The organism is Rahnella woolbedingensis, from assembly GCF_003602095.1.
In the GTDB taxonomy this organism is placed as follows: domain Bacteria; phylum Pseudomonadota; class Gammaproteobacteria; order Enterobacterales; family Enterobacteriaceae; genus Rahnella; species Rahnella woolbedingensis.
Genome location: NZ_RAHH01000009.1, coordinates 105,331 through 122,428, shown reverse-complemented (window position 1 = coordinate 122,428; position 17,098 = coordinate 105,331). Strand labels below are relative to the sequence as shown.

Annotated in this window: 17 protein-coding genes; 11 read left to right on the top strand and 6 right to left on the bottom strand. The window is 51.7% G+C overall.

Annotated features, from left to right (window positions below):
• Positions 1-11: 11 nt before the first annotated feature.
• The gene (gene satP, locus D6C13_RS09430) at positions 12-611 is read right to left on the bottom strand and encodes an acetate uptake transporter (protein ID WP_120132525.1); all 600 of its coding nucleotides are present in this window, start codon (positions 609-611) and stop codon (positions 12-14) included.
• Between the two features lie 318 nt (positions 612-929).
• Here satP and dnaK point away from each other — a divergent pair, with 318 nt between their 5' ends.
• The 4 genes from dnaK to nhaR all read left to right on the top strand — a co-directional run bounded on the left by dnaK (position 930) and on the right by nhaR (position 6,435).
• Positions 930-2,831, top strand: coding sequence for a molecular chaperone DnaK (dnaK, locus tag D6C13_RS09425; RefSeq protein WP_120132524.1), 1,902 nt, complete (start codon positions 930-932; stop codon positions 2,829-2,831).
• A 99-nt stretch (positions 2,832-2,930) separates the two neighbouring features.
• Entirely contained in the window at positions 2,931-4,064 is a 1,134-nt protein-coding gene (gene dnaJ, locus D6C13_RS09420; RefSeq protein ID WP_120132523.1) for a molecular chaperone DnaJ, read from the top strand.
• 241 nt (positions 4,065-4,305) lie between these two features.
• Positions 4,306-5,481: a Na+/H+ antiporter NhaA gene (nhaA, locus tag D6C13_RS09410; RefSeq protein ID WP_120132521.1), complete on the top strand. Its 1,176-nt coding sequence runs from the start codon at positions 4,306-4,308 to the stop codon at positions 5,479-5,481.
• Between the two features lie 66 nt (positions 5,482-5,547).
• A complete protein-coding gene (gene nhaR / locus D6C13_RS09405) occupies positions 5,548-6,435 on the top strand; it encodes a transcriptional activator NhaR (protein ID WP_120132520.1) in 888 nt (295 codons plus the stop codon).
• A gap of 82 nt (positions 6,436-6,517) precedes the next feature.
• Here nhaR and rpsT read toward each other — a convergent pair whose 3' ends face one another.
• Positions 6,518-6,781, bottom strand: coding sequence for a 30S ribosomal protein S20 (gene rpsT, locus D6C13_RS09400; RefSeq protein ID WP_013577064.1), 264 nt, complete (start codon positions 6,779-6,781; stop codon positions 6,518-6,520).
• A gap of 439 nt (positions 6,782-7,220) precedes the next feature.
• Here rpsT and ribF point away from each other — a divergent pair, with 439 nt between their 5' ends.
• The 7 genes from ribF to D6C13_RS09360 all read left to right on the top strand — a co-directional run bounded on the left by ribF (position 7,221) and on the right by D6C13_RS09360 (position 14,461).
• Entirely contained in the window at positions 7,221-8,159 is a 939-nt protein-coding gene (gene ribF, locus D6C13_RS09390; RefSeq protein ID WP_120132519.1) for a bifunctional riboflavin kinase/FAD synthetase, read from the top strand.
• Between the two features lie 61 nt (positions 8,160-8,220).
• The gene (ileS, locus tag D6C13_RS09385) at positions 8,221-11,037 is read left to right on the top strand and encodes an isoleucine--tRNA ligase (RefSeq protein WP_120132518.1); all 2,817 of its coding nucleotides are present in this window, start codon (positions 8,221-8,223) and stop codon (positions 11,035-11,037) included.
• Entirely contained in the window at positions 11,037-11,543 is a 507-nt protein-coding gene (gene lspA, locus D6C13_RS09380; protein WP_120132517.1) for a signal peptidase II, read from the top strand. The genes ileS and lspA overlap by 1 nt, the downstream gene beginning before the upstream one ends.
• A gap of 5 nt (positions 11,544-11,548) precedes the next feature.
• Positions 11,549-12,019 (top strand): FKBP-type peptidyl-prolyl cis-trans isomerase, encoded by a 471-nt coding sequence (gene fkpB, locus D6C13_RS09375; protein ID WP_120132516.1) that lies wholly within the window; start codon positions 11,549-11,551, stop codon positions 12,017-12,019.
• Positions 12,000-12,953, top strand: a complete 954-nt coding sequence (gene ispH, locus D6C13_RS09370) for a 4-hydroxy-3-methylbut-2-enyl diphosphate reductase (RefSeq protein WP_120132515.1) — start codon at positions 12,000-12,002, stop codon at positions 12,951-12,953. Before fkpB ends, ispH begins: the two co-directional genes overlap by 20 nt.
• 166 nt (positions 12,954-13,119) lie before the next feature.
• Positions 13,120-13,683, top strand: a complete 564-nt coding sequence (locus D6C13_RS09365) for a glucose-6-phosphate isomerase family protein (RefSeq protein WP_120132514.1) — start codon at positions 13,120-13,122, stop codon at positions 13,681-13,683.
• Positions 13,684-13,732: 49 nt separating this feature from the next.
• Positions 13,733-14,461, top strand: coding sequence for a glucose-6-phosphate isomerase family protein (locus D6C13_RS09360; RefSeq protein WP_244212668.1), 729 nt, complete (start codon positions 13,733-13,735; stop codon positions 14,459-14,461).
• 73 nt (positions 14,462-14,534) lie between these two features.
• Here D6C13_RS09360 and D6C13_RS09355 read toward each other — a convergent pair whose 3' ends face one another.
• Genes D6C13_RS09355 through D6C13_RS09340 form a run of 4 tightly spaced genes read right to left on the bottom strand, consistent with a single transcriptional unit; the run spans position 14,535 to position 17,098 of the window.
• Positions 14,535-15,356: a PTS system mannose/fructose/sorbose family transporter subunit IID gene (locus D6C13_RS09355; protein WP_120132512.1), complete on the bottom strand. Its 822-nt coding sequence runs from the start codon at positions 15,354-15,356 to the stop codon at positions 14,535-14,537.
• A complete protein-coding gene (locus D6C13_RS09350) occupies positions 15,356-16,153 on the bottom strand; it encodes a PTS mannose/fructose/sorbose/N-acetylgalactosamine transporter subunit IIC (protein ID WP_120132511.1) in 798 nt (265 codons plus the stop codon). The genes D6C13_RS09355 and D6C13_RS09350 overlap by 1 nt, the downstream gene beginning before the upstream one ends.
• A gap of 12 nt (positions 16,154-16,165) precedes the next feature.
• Positions 16,166-16,660, bottom strand: a complete 495-nt coding sequence (locus tag D6C13_RS09345; RefSeq protein WP_120132510.1) for a PTS sugar transporter subunit IIB — start codon at positions 16,658-16,660, stop codon at positions 16,166-16,168.
• A 9-nt stretch (positions 16,661-16,669) separates the two neighbouring features.
• Positions 16,670-17,098 carry a PTS sugar transporter subunit IIA gene (locus D6C13_RS09340; protein ID WP_120132509.1) on the bottom strand — a complete coding sequence of 143 codons (429 nt, stop codon included), beginning with the start codon at positions 17,096-17,098 and terminating at the stop codon, positions 16,670-16,672.

The window sequence follows — 17,098 nt, the reverse complement described above, 5'->3', positions numbered from 1 at the left end:
AGCTCTGATTGTTATGCCACGACAGCATTAACCTGCGGAGCATGATTTTTCGGCTCGCCGATAGGCAGAACAGTACGGCCATACTGTTCGTTTATCACTTCAGCCATCGCCAGATAAATCGCGCTGGCGCCACAGAAGATACCTTCAAAGCCAGCAAAATGAAGAACAGCTGTATTTCCGGTCATATTTCCGTAGCACAGCAGGGCGAACAAAATCGTCAGGCTGCCGAAAACAACCTGAAGACCGCGGTTTGCTTTCAGGGTGCCAACGAACATGAATAAAGTGAAAACGCCCCACAGACCGAGGTAGGCGCCCAGGAAACTTTCGCTGCTGGCGTCAGCCACGCCCATGCGTGGCAGCATCAGGATGCCGACAAGGCTCAGCCAAAAGGCGCCGTAAGAAGTGAACGCGGTTGTGCCGAATGTGTTCCCTTTTTTGAATTCCATCATTCCGGCGAGGATCTGAATCAGTCCACCATAAAAAATGCCCATACTCACAATCACTGCGGTGAGAGGGAAAAAGCCTGCATTGTGTAAATTCAATAAGATAGTGGTCATACCAAATCCCATCAGCCCGAGGGGGCCTGGGTTTGCCAAGGGTTTGCTTTGCATAGATCCTCTGTATCGGAATTATTATTAATTGATAATCGGGGGAAGAAACGCTTGGAAATGGGTAAAAAAGCCACATATCTTTGGAAGCGCGCGGCATCATAAGTAGGGTTGCGTCAGCAAACATTGATCTGGCGTAACAGCAATTAAAGATTTTTTTTCACTTTGCCCCTTGATGATGAGCCGCATGGCCCCATCTTATTCCCAACCGCAGTTGTTACCGTCGGGAAATCCGTTAAATGGGGCTGTTGAAATCGTAAAGATCGGCCACATATACAGTAGCAACCTGAACGAATATGAATTTAAGTGGAGACGTTTTAGATGGGTAAAATTATTGGGATCGACCTGGGCACCACCAACTCTTGTGTAGCTATCATGGATGGCACGACTGCTCGTGTACTGGAGAATGCTGAAGGCGACCGCACCACTCCTTCCATCATCGCTTATGCGGCAGATGGCGAGACTCTGGTAGGTTCTCCGGCTAAGCGTCAGGCTGTGACTAACCCGCAGAACACTTTGTTTGCGATCAAGCGCCTGATTGGCCGTCGCTTCCAGGATGAAGAAGTACAACGTGATAAAGGCATCATGCCTTATCAGATCGTAGGCGCTGACAATGGCGACGCCTGGATCGATATTAAAGGTCAGAAAATCGCACCTCCGCAGATCTCTGCAGAAGTGTTGAAGAAAATGAAGAAAACCGCTGAAGATTACCTGGGCGAACCGGTAACTGAAGCTGTTATCACCGTACCTGCATACTTCAACGATGCTCAGCGTCAGGCAACGAAAGACGCCGGCCGTATCGCAGGTCTGGAAGTCAAACGTATCATCAACGAACCCACCGCAGCGGCACTGGCTTACGGTTTGGATCGCGAAGTCGGCAACCGCACTATCGCGGTATACGACCTCGGTGGTGGTACTTTCGATATTTCAATTATCGAAATTGATGAAGTTGATGGCGAAAAAACCTTCGAAGTTCTGGCAACCAACGGTGATACACACCTCGGTGGTGAAGACTTCGACAGCCGTCTGATCAACTACCTGGTTGAAGAGTTCAAGAAAGAACAAGGAATGGATCTGCGTAACGATCCACTGGCGATGCAACGTCTGAAAGAAGCTGCTGAGAAAGCGAAGATTGAACTGTCTTCTGCTCAGCAAACTGACGTCAATCTGCCATACATTACTGCGGATGCAACCGGTCCTAAGCACATGAACATCAAAGTGACCCGTGCAAAACTGGAATCTTTGGTTGAAGACCTGGTTAACCGTTGTATCGATCCGCTTAAAGTGGCTCTGAAAGACGCGGGTCTGTCAGTATCTGATATTCAGGACGTTATCCTGGTCGGTGGTCAGACTCGTATGCCAATGGTTCAGAAGAAAGTCGCTGAATTCTTTGGTAAAGAACCACGTAAAGACGTGAACCCGGACGAAGCTGTGGCAATCGGTGCAGCAGTTCAGGGTGGTGTATTGGCAGGTGACGTTAAAGACGTTCTGCTGCTGGATGTGACTCCGTTGTCTCTGGGTATCGAAACCATGGGCAGCGTGATGACTCCGCTTATCACTAAAAACACCACCATCCCGACTAAACACAGCCAGGTGTTCTCTACTGCAGAAGACAACCAGTCTGCAGTAACCATCCATGTGTTGCAGGGTGAACGTAAGCGTGCAAGTGATAACAAATCTCTGGGTCAATTCAACCTGGATGGTATTCAGGCAGCGCCTCGCGGTCAGGCACAGATCGAAGTCACCTTCGACCTTGACGCCGATGGTATCTTGCATGTGTCTGCGAAAGACAAGATTACCAACCGTGAGCAGAAGATCACCATCAAGGCATCTTCTGGTCTGAGCGAAGAAGAAATCCAGAAAATGGTCAACGATGCTGAAGCTAATGCTGAATCTGACCGTAAGTTTGAAGAGCTGGTTCAGACCCGCAACCAAGCGGACCACCTGATCCATGGTACCCGTAAGCAACTGGAAGAAGCCGGCGACAAACTGCCAGCTGAAGACAAAACCGCTGTAGAAGAAGCCCTGAAAGCACTTGAAGTTTCTGCTAAAGGTGAAGACAAGGCTGACATCGAAGCGAAAATCCAGGCGCTGGTACAGGTTTCCGGCAAACTGATGGAAATGGCTCAGCAGCAAGGCCAGGCCGAAGGCGGCGATAACAGCGCGCAGAAAGATGACGACGTTGTTGACGCTGAATTCGAAGAAGTGAAAGACAAAAAATAATCGCCCTTAAGCGGGCACAGTAAGAAGTTTTACTGATAACCAGCACGGGCGTCGAGGAAACTCTACGCCCGTGCACGCATGTTGAGGGTAGGTTAAAGCATGGCGAAGCAAGATTTTTACGAGATTTTAGGCATATCCAAAACAGCGGATGAGCGTGAAATCAAAAAGGCTTATAAGCGCCTGGCAATGAAACATCACCCTGACCGCAATCAGGGCGATAAAGATTCCGAAGCTAAATTTAAAGAAATTAAAGAAGCTTATGAAATCCTGACCGATGCGCAAAAACGTGCGGCCTACGACCAGTATGGTCATGCAGCCTTTGAACAAGGTGGCATGGGCGGTGGTGGTGGCTACGGCGGCGGCGGTGCAGATTTCAGCGACATCTTTGGTGACGTCTTTGGCGACATCTTTGGCGGCGGTCGCCGTCAGCGTGCCAGCCGGGGTTCTGATCTGCGTTACAACATGGATCTGACTCTGGAAGAGGCCGTTCGTGGTGTCACCAAAGAAATCCGCATCCCGACATTGGATGAATGTGACGTCTGCCACGGCAGCGGCGCAAAAGCGGGTAGCTCTCCGACCACTTGTCCAACCTGTCATGGCGCAGGCCAGGTTCAGATGCGTCAGGGCTTCTTCACCGTCCAGCAGGCATGTCCGACTTGTCAGGGGCGCGGTAAAGTCATCAAAGATCCGTGCAACAAATGTCACGGTCATGGTCGCGTAGAACGTTCTAAAACCCTGTCAGTGAAAATTCCTGCGGGTGTGGATACCGGCGACCGTATTCGTCTGGAAGGTGAAGGCGAAGCGGGTGAGCACGGTGCGCCGTCAGGCGATCTGTACGTCCAGGTTCAGGTTAAAGCGCACAAAATATTTGAGCGTGAAGGCAACAACCTGTACTGCGAAGTGCCAATCAACTTTGCCATGGCAGCACTGGGTGGCGAAATTGAAGTGCCAACGCTGGATGGCCGTGTGAGTCTGAAGATCCCTGCTGAAACGCAAACGGGCAAGATGTTCCGTATGCGCGGACGCGGTGTGAAATCTGTCCGCGGTGGTGCTCAGGGCGACCTGATGTGCCGCGTGGTAGTGGAAACGCCGGTCAGCCTGAGCGAAAAGCAGAAGCAGTTGCTGCGTGATCTGGAAGAAAGCTTTGGTGGCGTTTCGGGTGAGAAAAACAGCCCGCGTTCCAAAAGCTTCCTGGATGGCGTGAAAAAGTTCTTTGATGATCTGACCCGCTAATCTGTCGCTGATTTCAGCGGCTGAAAGCCAGAAAAAATCCCCGGCAGCGGTTCGCGCTCCGGGGATTTTTTTATGATTTTTTTAAGAAGTTCTGTGAAAAACGGTAAAATAGAATGATTCGTAAAAACCGAGTTATACTCCAGAAATAATCGACTTTTTACGAAGTGATTCTGTGCGTACAATTCGCGCATTCATTGTGGCAATCCCTTTCTCGCCACGGTTTTTCTACAGGAGAGTCAGAATGTCGAATATCATTCGTCAGTTTTTACGCTTAGAGGCAGCAGGCGGTATCGTATTGATCCTTGCCGCTATCGTGGCGCTTATCATGGCGAATACTCCATTGCAGGGAGCCTATCAGGCTTTTTTGGATATTCCCGTCACCCTTCGTTTTTCCGAGTTATTAATCGACAAATCGCTTTTGCTATGGATTAACGATGGCCTGATGGCGGTATTTTTCTTGATGATTGGCCTGGAAGTGAAGCGTGAGCTTTGCGAAGGCGCGCTGGCGAATCGCGAGCAGGCATTGTTCCCGGCGATTGCCGCACTCGGCGGCATGATTGTTCCGGCTCTGATCTATTTGCTGTTTAACGGCGGTGACGAAATCGCCCGTCAGGGATGGGCCATTCCGGCTGCCACGGATATTGCTTTTGCGCTGGGCGTGATGGCGCTGCTGGGTTCGCGCGTGCCGACAGGCCTGAAGGTGTTCCTGCTGGCGCTGGCCATCATTGATGATTTGGGTGCGATCATTATCATCGCGTTGTTCTACAGCCACGATGTTTCGATGATCGCGCTGGGACTTTCTGCGGCGTGTATTGCGGTTCTGGCCTGGCTGAACTGGCGCGGTGTAACCAAACTGACGCCTTATCTGCTGATTGGTGCGGTGTTCTGGGTGTGCGTATTGAAATCAGGGATCCACGCAACGCTGGCAGGGGTTATTCTCGGATTCCTTATTCCGCTGAGAACCAAAGAGAATAAAACATCACCGGCGCGCCGTCTGGAGCATGGAATTCATCCGTACGTTGCCTGGTTCATTCTGCCTGTTTTTGCTTTCGCCAATGCCGGTATCTCGCTGCATGGCGTGGCGGCTGCCGGTGCGTTCTCAATGTTACCGATGGGGATCATGGCGGGGCTGTTGCTGGGTAAACCGTTAGGCATCATTCTTTTTGGCGGTCTGGCACTGAAACTGGGCCTCACCCGTATGCCATCCGGCATTACGTTTAGCCAGATTGCAGCGGTGTCCGTGCTGTGCGGAATTGGTTTCACCATGTCCATTTTTATCGGCTCACTGGCATTTGCCTCACTGGATCCGGCGCTGCTGACTTACGCCAAAATGGGCATTCTGATGGGCTCCGTGGCTTCAGCTATTATAGGTTTCCTGATGCTGAGCCGTGCATTGCCGAAAAAAGCGCATCATTAATACACATGCTGTGCGGGAAACCGCGCAGCATGATGCTGACTTCATACTTCAGGAAAGGATGACACCATGCCTCATATTAACTACAACCATTTGTATTATTTCTGGCACGTGTGTAAATCAGGTTCTGTCGTGGGAGCCGCAGAGGCGTTATATCTGACGCCGCAAACCATCACCGGCCAGATTAAATCGCTTGAAGAAAGGCTGGGTGGCAAACTTTTTAAACGCCAGGGGCGCGGTCTGGTGCCCTCTGAGCTGGGCCAGCTGGTTTATCGTTATGCCGATAAAATGTTTACGCTTAGCCAGGAAATGCTGGATATCGTGAATTACCGCAAAGAGTCGAGTCTGCTTTTTGATGTGGGCGTGGCGGATGCGTTATCGAAACGACTGGTCAGCCGGGTGCTGGAAGCGGCGGTTCCGGAAAATGCGCAAATTCACCTGCGCTGTTTTGAATCGACCCACGAAATGTTGCTTGAGCAACTGAGTCTGCACAAGCTGGATATGATTTTGTCGGACTGCCCGGTAGATTCCACGCAGCAGGAGGGATTGTTCTCCGTCAAACTGGGTGAAAGCCCGATCAGCTTTTTTTGCTGCCAGCCGATGTCAGGTATGAGTTTTCCAGCCTGTCTCGAGCAGCAGCCGTTGCTGATCCCCGGTCGTCGCTCCATGCTGGGGCGTAAGCTGCTTAACTGGTTTAACACGCAGGGGCTGAACGTCAATATTCTCGGTGAGTTTGATGATGCGGCGCTGATGAAAGCTTTCGGCATGAACAATAATGCGATTTTTGTCGCACCGGCTATCTATTCCTCGACAGAATTTCAGGATGAAAAAATTGAAGAAGTCGGGCGGCTGGAGGGGATCATGGAAGAGTACTACGTGATTTTTGCGGAGCGTATGATCCAACATCCTTCGGTACAGCGGATTTGTCACACCGATTTCACGGCGCTTTTTGTGTAGCTTTTAGCGTTGACACCAAATTTCAGATATAAAAAAACCGGCGTGAGCCGGTTTTTTTATCAAGCATTTCAGCGTAATGCGATTATTGCATTGCGTTGATTTGCGCAGTCAGATTTGACTTATGACGCGCTGCTTTGTTTTTGTGGATCAGGCCTTTGCAAGACTGACGGTCCACGATTGGTTGCATTTCGTTAAATGCGTTTTGTGCAGCAGCTTTGTCGCCTGCTGCAATAGCCGCGTATACCTTCTTGATAAAGGTACGCATCATAGAACGACGGCTCGCGTTGTGCTTACGGCGTTTTTCTGACTGTACGGCGCGTTTCTTAGCTGATTTGATATTAGCCAAGGCCAACTCCCAAATATTTTTCTATTGATGAACAATTCAAAGGCCGAGGAATATGCCTTTTCGGTCTTCTTTTGTCAACGGATTTGTGCAAATAAGCGGCGTTTTGAAGAGTAAACTTCGATCGTCACTTGTTACGTTGTGATGGCGCAGGATTTTAACAGCTTCCGGCATCGGAATACAGTCTTTCGCGAGAAAAATCGACAGGAGAGTGTACAAACTGCCCACTACGGCCATTAACGCTTTGTTTATGCGAAAAGTCACGCATTCCCTGTATGCAACGAAAGATTTTCATCGCCACGCCGCCATTTGAACCGCAATATCTGCCGTATGCAAGAGAGAATGGTGAGATCCTGCTAATCGCTGGTTAACCTTGGAGGCTGTACAAGGTATAATCCGCCGATTTCCATCGTTATGAGTCAGCATTGGATTTGAGCCAGCTATGGAGCTAATTCGCGGAATACACAATATTCGAGCACGTCATCATGGATGTGTGCTGACTATTGGCAATTTTGATGGTGTACACCGTGGCCACCAGGCCCTGATTGAACAGCTGAAGCTGGAAGGTCAACGTCTGGGGTTACCGGTGATGGTAATGATTTTTGAGCCGCAGCCACTGGAACTGTTTGCCGGTGATAAAGCACCTGCACGACTGACCAGCTTGCGTGACAAAGCCAAGTATCTGGCAGAGTGTGGCGTTGATTATCTTTTATGTGTGCGTTTCGAACCCCGGTTCGCCGCCCATATGGCGCAGGCCTTTATCTCGCAACTGCTGGTTGAGAAGCTGGGCGTTAAATTCCTGACTGTCGGGGATGACTTCCGCTTTGGTGCCAGTCGTCTGGGAGATTTTGATCTATTGCAGAAAGCCGGTGAAGAATACGGCTTTGAAGTGATCAGCACGCAAACTTTCCGTGAAGGCGAGAACCGCATCAGCAGCACGGCTATCCGTAACGCATTGCGGGATGATGATTTAGCACTGGCCGAAAATTTACTGGGCCACCCGTTCAGTATCTCAGGGCGAGTGGTGCACGGCGATAAGCTGGGACGCACCATTGGTTTCCCGACGGCGAACGTCCCACTCAAGCGGGTCGTTTCTCCGGTACGCGGTGTTTACGCTGTGGAAGTCTTAGGGCTCGGGCCTGAACCTTTACCGGGTGTCGCGAATATCGGGATACGTCCGACCGTCGGTGGCGTGCGCAAGCAGTTGGAAGTGCACCTTCTCGACACCACATTAGATTTATACGGGCGCCACATTGATGTGGTGCTCCGCGCTAAATTGCGCAACGAACAGCGTTTCTCCTCGCTTGATGCTTTAAAGCAACAGATTGCGAACGATGAAGTGACGGCCCGGGCGTTTTTTGGGTTAAAGACACTGCGCTAAACATGTACTGACAGGCGTGTAACAAAGCCTGGAATCCAGCCGAAAACGGAACCGAGAATCTATGAGTGACTACAAGAACACCCTGAATTTGCCGGAAACAGGGTTCCCGATGCGTGGCGATCTGGCCAAGCGTGAACCTGACATGCTGAAAAATTGGTATGACCAGGATCTGTACGGGATTATTCGTGCTGCCAAGAAAGGCAAAAAAACCTTTATTTTGCATGACGGCCCTCCGTATGCGAACGGCAGCATTCATATTGGTCACTCAGTAAACAAAATTCTTAAAGACATGATCGTTAAATCCAAAGGGCTGGCGGGCTTTGATGCGCCGTATGTTCCGGGCTGGGACTGTCATGGTCTGCCAATCGAGCTGAAAGTCGAGCAACTGATCGGCAAGCCGGGTGAGAAAGTCACTGCGGCCGAATTCCGTGAAGCTTGCCGTAAATATGCAGCAGAGCAGGTTGAAGGTCAGAAGAAAGACTTCATCCGTCTGGGCGTATTGGGCGACTGGGACCATCCGTATCTGACCATGGACTTCAAAACTGAAGCCAACATCATTCGTGCGCTGGGTAAAATCATCGGTAACGGTCACCTGCACAAAGGGGCTAAGCCGGTTCACTGGTGTACAGATTGCGGTTCATCACTGGCAGAAGCAGAAGTTGAGTACTACGACAAAGCGTCTCCTTCTATTGATGTGGCGTTCAACGCGACTGATGCTGCCGCCGTGGCTGCGAAGTTTGGCGTATCTGCCTTCAATGGCCCGATCTCTCTGGTTATCTGGACCACCACACCGTGGACCATGCCTGCTAACCGCGCTATTTCACTCAATCCTGAGTTTTCTTATCAGCTGGTTCAGGTTGAAGGTCAGTGTCTGATCCTCGCAACCGATCTGGTTGAAAGCGTCATGAAACGTGCCGGTATCGCAGAATGGACCGTGCTGGGCGAGTGTAAAGGTGCAGATCTCGAACTGCTTCGCTTCAAACACCCGTTCCTGGGTTTCGACGTTCCGGCGATCATGGGCGACCACGTGACGCTCGATGCCGGTACCGGTGCTGTGCATACCGCACCAGGCCACGGTCCTGATGACTTTGTTATCGGCCAGAAATACGGTCTGGAAGTGGCGAACCCGGTAGGGCCGAACGGCTGCTACCTGCCAGGCACTTACCCGACGCTTGACGGTAAATTCGTCTTTAAAGCCAACGATCTGATTGTTGAGCTGCTGCGCGAAAAAGGCGCATTGCTGCACGTTGAGAAAATCACGCACAGCTACCCGTGCTGCTGGCGTCACAAAACGCCGATCATCTTCCGGGCTACGCCACAATGGTTCATCAGCATGGATCAGAAAGGCCTGCGTCAGCAGTCTCTGGAAGAGATCAAAGGCGTGCAGTGGATCCCTGACTGGGGCCAGGCGCGTATCGAAAACATGGTCGCTAACCGTCCTGACTGGTGTATCTCCCGTCAGCGTACGTGGGGCGTGCCGATGTCTCTGTTCGTTCACAAAGACACTGAACAACTGCATCCGCGCAGCCTTGAACTGATGGAAGAAGTCGCTAAGCGTGTTGAAGTGGATGGCATTCAGGCGTGGTGGGATCTGAATCCGGAAGACATTCTGGGTGCGGATGCTGCTGATTACGTCAAAGTGCCGGATACGCTGGACGTATGGTTTGACTCCGGTTCAACGCATTCTTCCGTTGTGGATGTGCGCCCTGAGTTCAACGGCCATTCACCGGACTTGTATCTGGAAGGTTCTGACCAGCATCGCGGCTGGTTTATGTCTTCCCTGATGATCTCGACGGCAATGAAAGGCAAAGCGCCTTACAAACAAGTTCTGACGCACGGTTTCACCGTGGATGGTCAGGGCCGTAAAATGTCTAAATCCATCGGCAACACCATCGCGCCGCAAGACGTGATGAATAAGCTGGGTGGCGATATCCTGCGTCTGTGGGTGGCGTCTACGGATTACACCGGCGAAATCGCGGTATCTGACGAAATTCTCAAACGTGCTGCCGATTCTTATCGCCGTATCCGTAACACCGCGCGCTTCCTGCTGGCGAACCTTAACGGTTTCGATCCGGCGCTGCACAGCGTGGCTCCGGAAGAGATGGTTGTGCTGGATCGCTGGGCCGTTGGCCGTGCCAAAGCCGCACAGGAAGAAATCATTGCCGCGTATGAGGCCTATGATTTCCACGGTGTGGTTCAGCGCCTGATGCAGTTCTGCTCGATCGAAATGGGTTCCTTCTATCTGGACATCATTAAAGATCGTCAGTACACCGCGAAAAGCGACAGCGTCGCTCGCCGCAGCTGCCAGACTGCGCTGTACTATATCAGCGAAGCACTGGTTCGCTGGATGGCGCCAATCATGTCGTTTACCGCAGATGAAATCTGGGCTGAGCTGCCGGGCAACCGTGAGAAATTCGTCTTTACCGAAGAATGGTATGACGGTTTGTTCGGTCTGGCGGGCAACGAATCCATGAACGATGCGTTCTGGGATGAACTGCTGAAGGTGCGTGGCGAAGTAAACAAAGTCATTGAACAGGCACGTGCTGATAAACGTCTGGGCGGTTCTCTGGAAGCGGCGGTCACGCTGTATGCAGATGATGCACTGGCGACTGACCTGCGTTCTCTGGGCAACGAACTGCGCTTCGTGCTGCTGACTTCAGGTGCGAAAGTTGCCGCCCTGTCTGAAGCTGATGATGCAGCTGTGCCAAGCGAATTGCTCAAAGGCCTGAAAATCGGTCTGGCGAAAGCGGAAGGCGACAAATGTCCGCGCTGCTGGCATTACACTACTGACGTCGGCCAGAACGCGGAACACAGCGAGATCTGCGGCCGTTGTGTCACTAACATCGCTGGCGACGGCGAAGAGCGTAAGTTTGCATAATGAGTAAATCGATTTGTTCCACCGGACTCCGCTGGCTCTGGCTGGCGGTCGTGGTCATTATCGTGGATCTGGGCAGTAAGTTTCTCATTATGGGAAATTTTCAGCTCGGTGAATCCATGCCTTTGATCCCGTATTTAAATCTGTTCTATGCTCAGAATCACGGGGCTGCATTCAGTTTCCTGGCAGATAAAGGCGGCTGGCAGCGCTGGTTCTTTGCGTTAATCGCACTGGTTATCGTCGTGGCATTAGTCGTGCTGATGTACCGCGGCAACGCGAAGCAAAAGCTGAACAATATTGCCTTCGCCATGATTATCGGTGGCGCACTCGGCAACTTGTTTGACCGCCTGTATCACGGTTTCGTGGTCGACTTTATCGATTTCTATGTCGGTAACTGGCACTTCGCGACCTTCAATCTGGCCGACAGCTTTATCTGCGTCGGTGCGGCAATGGTGGTGCTGGAAGGTTTTCTGGCTAAACCGAATGAAGCTACGAAGAGCAAAGGATAAGAATTATGTCTCAACAGGTGAAACACGACAGCGCCGTGCTGGTGCATTTTACGTTGAAGCTGGAAGACGGCTCGACGGCAGAATCAACCCGCGCCAATGGGAAACCTGCGCTGTTTCGCCTTGGCGACAGCAGCTTGTCTGACGCGCTTGAAAATCAGCTGTTAGGGCTGAATGTCGGGGATAAACGTGCGTTTACGTTAGCCCCAGAATCTGCATTTGGTACCAAAAATCCGGATCTGGTTCAGTTCTTCTCCCGCCGTGATTTTCAGGAAACAGGGGTGCCGGATGTCGGCACCATCATGTTGTTCAGCGGCCGTGATGGTAGCGAGATGCCGGGCGTGGTGCGCGAAGTGACAGACGATTCGATTACTGTAGATTTCAACCATCCGCTGGCAGGGCAACATATCGATTTCGATATTGAAGTGCTGGAAATCGACCCGGAGCTTGAGGGGAAACATGCAGATATTGCTGGCTAACCCGAGAGGGTTTTGCGCAGGCGTTGACCGCGCAATCAGTATCGTTGAGCGTGCGCTGGAAATTTACGGCGCACCGATTTATGTGCGTCACGAAGTGGTCCACAACCGCTATGTGGTCGACAGCCTGCGTCAGCGCGGCGCTATTTTCATCGAGCAAATCAGCGAAGTGCCGGATGGCTCAATCCTGATTTTCTCCGCCCACGGTGTTTCGCAGGCAGTACGCGCAGAAGCGAAAGCACGCGACCTGACGATGCTGTTTGATGCGACCTGTCCGCTGGTGACCAAAGTGCATATGGAAGTGGCGCGTGCCAGTCGTAAAGGCACCGAAGCCATTTTGATTGGTCATGCCGGACATCCGGAAGTGGAAGGCACAATGGGCCAGTACAGTAACCCTAACGGGGGAATGTATCTGGTTGAAGCACCGGAGGATGTGTATAAATTGCAGGTGAAAGACGAAAACAACCTGTGCTTTATGACGCAAACCACGCTGTCGGTTGATGATACTTCAGCAGTGATTGACGCTTTGCGCCAGCGTTTCCCGAAAATCATCGGGCCGCGCAAAGACGACATTTGTTACGCCACCACGAACCGTCAGGAAGCCGTGCGTACACTGGCAGATGGCGCGGATGTTGTGCTGGTGGTCGGTTCGAAGAACTCCTCGAATTCTAACCGACTGGCGGAACTCGCTCAGCGCGTCGGCGTGCCTTCTTATCTCATCGACTCGGCGGCAGATATTCAGGAAAGCTGGCTGAAAGATGCGAAAAGCATTGGCGTAACGGCAGGCGCATCCGCCCCCGATATTCTGGTGCAGGACGTGATCAGCAAGCTGAAAACTTTCGGTGGTCTTGATGTGATTAACATCGAAGGACGCGAAGAAAATATCGTGTTCGAAGTGCCGAAAGAGCTGCGTGTGGATGTGAAACAGATCGACTGACATTAAAGTGTTCAAGCTTTTGTTTCAGACAATGTGTTTCAGAGAATGGGATGCCCTGACCGGCATCCCATTTTTCTTTTCATTGCATAGAGATTAATCGATTAACCTTTTATACTGAAATCGTCTGTTTTTCCTTGGGCGGAGTTTACAGATGCGAAATATAGAGATGACTGCGAGTTCCGGTTTACCCGTTCGGGTTGACCTGCTCACTGGGCACTTTGATGCCATAAATGTTCAGCACAAATCGACCTGTATGCGCGATCTTCAGGGGGTTTTTTCCGATGATGCAGCGCGTAAAGCATTGCCAGAGGATTTTGAGGTCTATCACGTTGAAATGCTGGCATCTCCCCAGCAGGAAGGGGAACTCCACACCGGCACGACTCACCTGATGCCGGGTAAAGTGGCTGACGAGTTCTTCATGACGCGGGGACATTTCCATCAGCGCCGTGAACAGGCCGAATTTTATTTTGGTCTGCGCGGTGAAGGCATTTTATTGCTGCAGCCTGAAAATGCCCCGGCCTATACCGAGCAGGTTTTTGCCGGCAGCGTTCACCATATCCCTTCTTTTACCGCTCACCGTCTGGTGAATACCGGTCACGATGTGCTTTCAGCCTTAGCCGTCTGGCCTGTTATCGCGGGGCATGATTACCAGAGTTTGCAGCCTGATGGCTTTCGGATACGGGTTTTTGATCGCGATGGCAAAGTGTCGCTGGAGGTTGCCGGTGTCTGATTCCAGCCTTCAGGATTTCGGACTGCCGCTGAGTATTACGCAGCAGCCAATGGGATTTATTTATCAGGAAGACGTCACAGGGCCGGTGCCGGAGATCCGAACGCTGGATCAGATCCGGCCTTCGTTGCGCGATCCCACCTGTGACGGACCGGAACAGGTCTACGCGATTGCCATGGATGTTGCCCGCAAAATCCATTATCAGGAATTACAAAACCGGATGCTTCTGTTTGGTGTGGTGACCTATGCTTGCGGACGTCTCGGGGATGAACCGGTGCGCAGTCAGGGGCATGTTCACCGTATCAGCCAGCACAGCGGATGGTCTCCGCCGGAGCTGTATGAAATCTGGCAGGGAAAAGCGGTGATTTACATGCAGGAATATGTGGAGCAGGAACCGGGCCGCTGTTTTGCTATCCATGCCGCGCCGGGAGATAAAGTATTGGTACCGCCGGGTTGGGCGCATGCCACTATTTCCGCCGACCCTCATGTGCCGCTGACTTTTGCGGCCTGGTGCGATCGCGAGTATGGCTTTGAATATGATGCCGTTCGTCAGCATAAAGGTTTAGCCTGGTATCCTCTGCTGCAGGGCGATCACATTACCTGGCAGCGAAATCCCCACTATTCGCCGACCCGCCTGTATGCGACGCATCCAAGACAATATGTAGAATTTGGTATCACAGATGAACCGCTTTACCGGCAGTTTGAACAGGATCCGGCGCGCTTTCAGTTCATCTCTGATCCGGGAAGCGTTGCGAATAAATGGGTGAATTTTGTGCCCTGATATGACGGATATTTCAATAAAAACGGGCGACTGAATATGTCGCCCGTGTTATCTCAGAAAGACGATTTAACTTTTATCCAAATACGCCCACTGCGACGCCGAGTGCTGCCAGAACCAGTAAACTTAACATCGCTTTTACCGGTGACAAGCCCCGTTTGGCCATGAAATACCAGACACTGACCACGACGACCAATGGCATAAGCTGAGGGAAAATCCCGTCAATCATCTGCTGGACGTGAATATTCACGCCATCTTTGGTGACGAACTGCAGGTTGGTTCCCAGTTTGACATAGCTGGCTGCCACGCCGCCCATGACGAATACCCCTAACAGGGAAAGCGCCTCACGCGCCTTATTCGACTTGTTGCTGACCAGCATTTCCACTGAACCTGATCCCATCCGGTAACCTTTCATGAACAGCCAGTAGGAACCGCCGATCATGATCGCGTTAAAGGAGAGGATGTAAAACAGCGGCCCGATGATGCTGCCACCGGCGGCCAGCGCCATACCAATACTGAGTAAGATTGGGATAAGCATCCCAGGGATCATCGAATCCCCGATCCCGGCTATTGGCCCCATCAGCCCGACTTTCAGGGTGTTGATGGCTTCGCCATCAATCGGCTCACCGTTGGCCTTTTTCTCTTCTAACCCTACGGCCATACCATTAACAATGGCGCCGATTTGCGGTTCAGTATTATAAAAAGACGCATGGCGACGCATGGCTTCAATACGTTGTTTGGGATCGCTGTAGAGTTTTTTGATAGCAGGCATCATGCTCAGGCAAAAACCGAACGACTCCAGCCGCTCAAAACTCATGGACGACAGGTTGTACATCATCCATGCCCGCCAGCAGCGGCGCAGATCCTTTTTATCGAGTAAAACGGGTGTGGTATTCATCAGAATTCATCCTCGTCATTAGCGGGTGTCGGTGACGCGCTGGCGCTGACCGGCTCCGGTTTGTAGTTATAGTGAATCAAAGACAGCAGGGCACCGACGATCACCAGCGCCACCATGTTCAGATGCAAAAAGACGATGCAGATGAAACCCACCAGAAAGTAAATCCACAGCGTGTAGCTTTTTATAATCTGTTTGAGGAGGATGGCGATCCCAACCGCTGGCAGAATGCCTCCGACCACGCTCATGGTGGTAATGATCATCGCGGGCAGGCTGTCCATAAAGGCGCTGATGTACTGTGCGCCGAAAAACACGGCAATAAAGGTAGGGATGAATCTAAGTAAAAAGTTGGTGATCTGAGGGCCGATTGCACTGTTGAAATACACACCGCGATCGTCGCCTTTTTCCAGCGACACGTCGGCACGATGATTCCAGTAGGAGTTCAGAACCATCATAGCGTTGAACAAAATGGTACCGGCAATACCAATGGTGGCCGCCAGTGCCACGGCGACATCAGTGCCTTTGCCGGATAAGATCCCTAATGCTATCGCCGGGAAAGCGACAAAGTTGAGATCAGAAGGCATCGATCCTCCCGGCGTCACCAGGGCGATATACACTGCCTGAACGGCCACGCCGATGATGATGCCGGTCGTTACATCGCCCAGAACCAGGCCGACTAACATGCCTGAGACTAAGGGGCGGGTGATGGTATACCAGCCTCCTGTCAGGCCCAACAGCCACGGCGTACTGAGTGCACCGAGATAACACAGGATCCCGATAAGTGTTGCTTCAAACCACATAAGCCACCCCTGTTAATTGAGTTTTTTTTGGGCATCCTGCCACGTATAAAAGCTGCTATCCGGCACCAGTCGAAATTCGATCCGGTATCCGAGTTCACTGAGATAGTTGAAAGCTTCGATTTCTTGCGAGTTCACTGACTGATTGGGGCCGATGACCCGAGTGTTGCTGCGCGAACTCATCGGGCCGACGTTGATTTTTTTATTCAGATTAGTGAGATCGATCCCAGCCTGTGCCAGACGCTGCAACGTCACCGGTGATTTTCCGATGACGAAATAGCGCTTATCGCTGGCGATCACTTTGGGTAATTTAGCGATTGCTGTGGCGATGTCGAACAGCCAGACTTTAGTATCGGAAACCGCCCCTTTCATCACGGAAGAAAGCAGTGGATCTGCGGCCACCTCGTCATCAATAGCCACAATGCCGTCGCAGGGGAGTTCTTTCGCCCAGCGCGTCACCAGTTGCCCGTGAATGACCCGGTCATCGATGCGTACAAAAGATAAAGCCATAATGACTCCTTAGAATTCTTCGTCTGATTGGGCGAGCGGGGGCGTGGCGAAAAATATCGTTTCTGCTGTTTGCCGGACCAGAATTTCGGCAACATGAAAGACATCGTTCTCTTTGAGATAATCCATGCTCATGAGCAGCATAGGGAAATTCACGCCGCAGAGGGCAGCCACCGGTGTGGGCGCGTCCGGCGAAAAGGCATGGCAGCACGCCACGTTCCAGGGCGTACCGGATTGCATATCACAAAGCACCAGAATGCCGTCTGCGTGCTCACTTCTGAGTTCGATTTCGCGGGCAAATTCCTTTTTAAAAGCTTCAATGCCGCCTTCTTCCCGCAGGCTGACGAAAGAGGTCTGCGCCAGTTCGCCATAAACCATCCTTGCGCTGTCCAGAAGTCCCTCTGCGAGTTTGCCGTGCGTGGCCAGAATGACATGAATCAT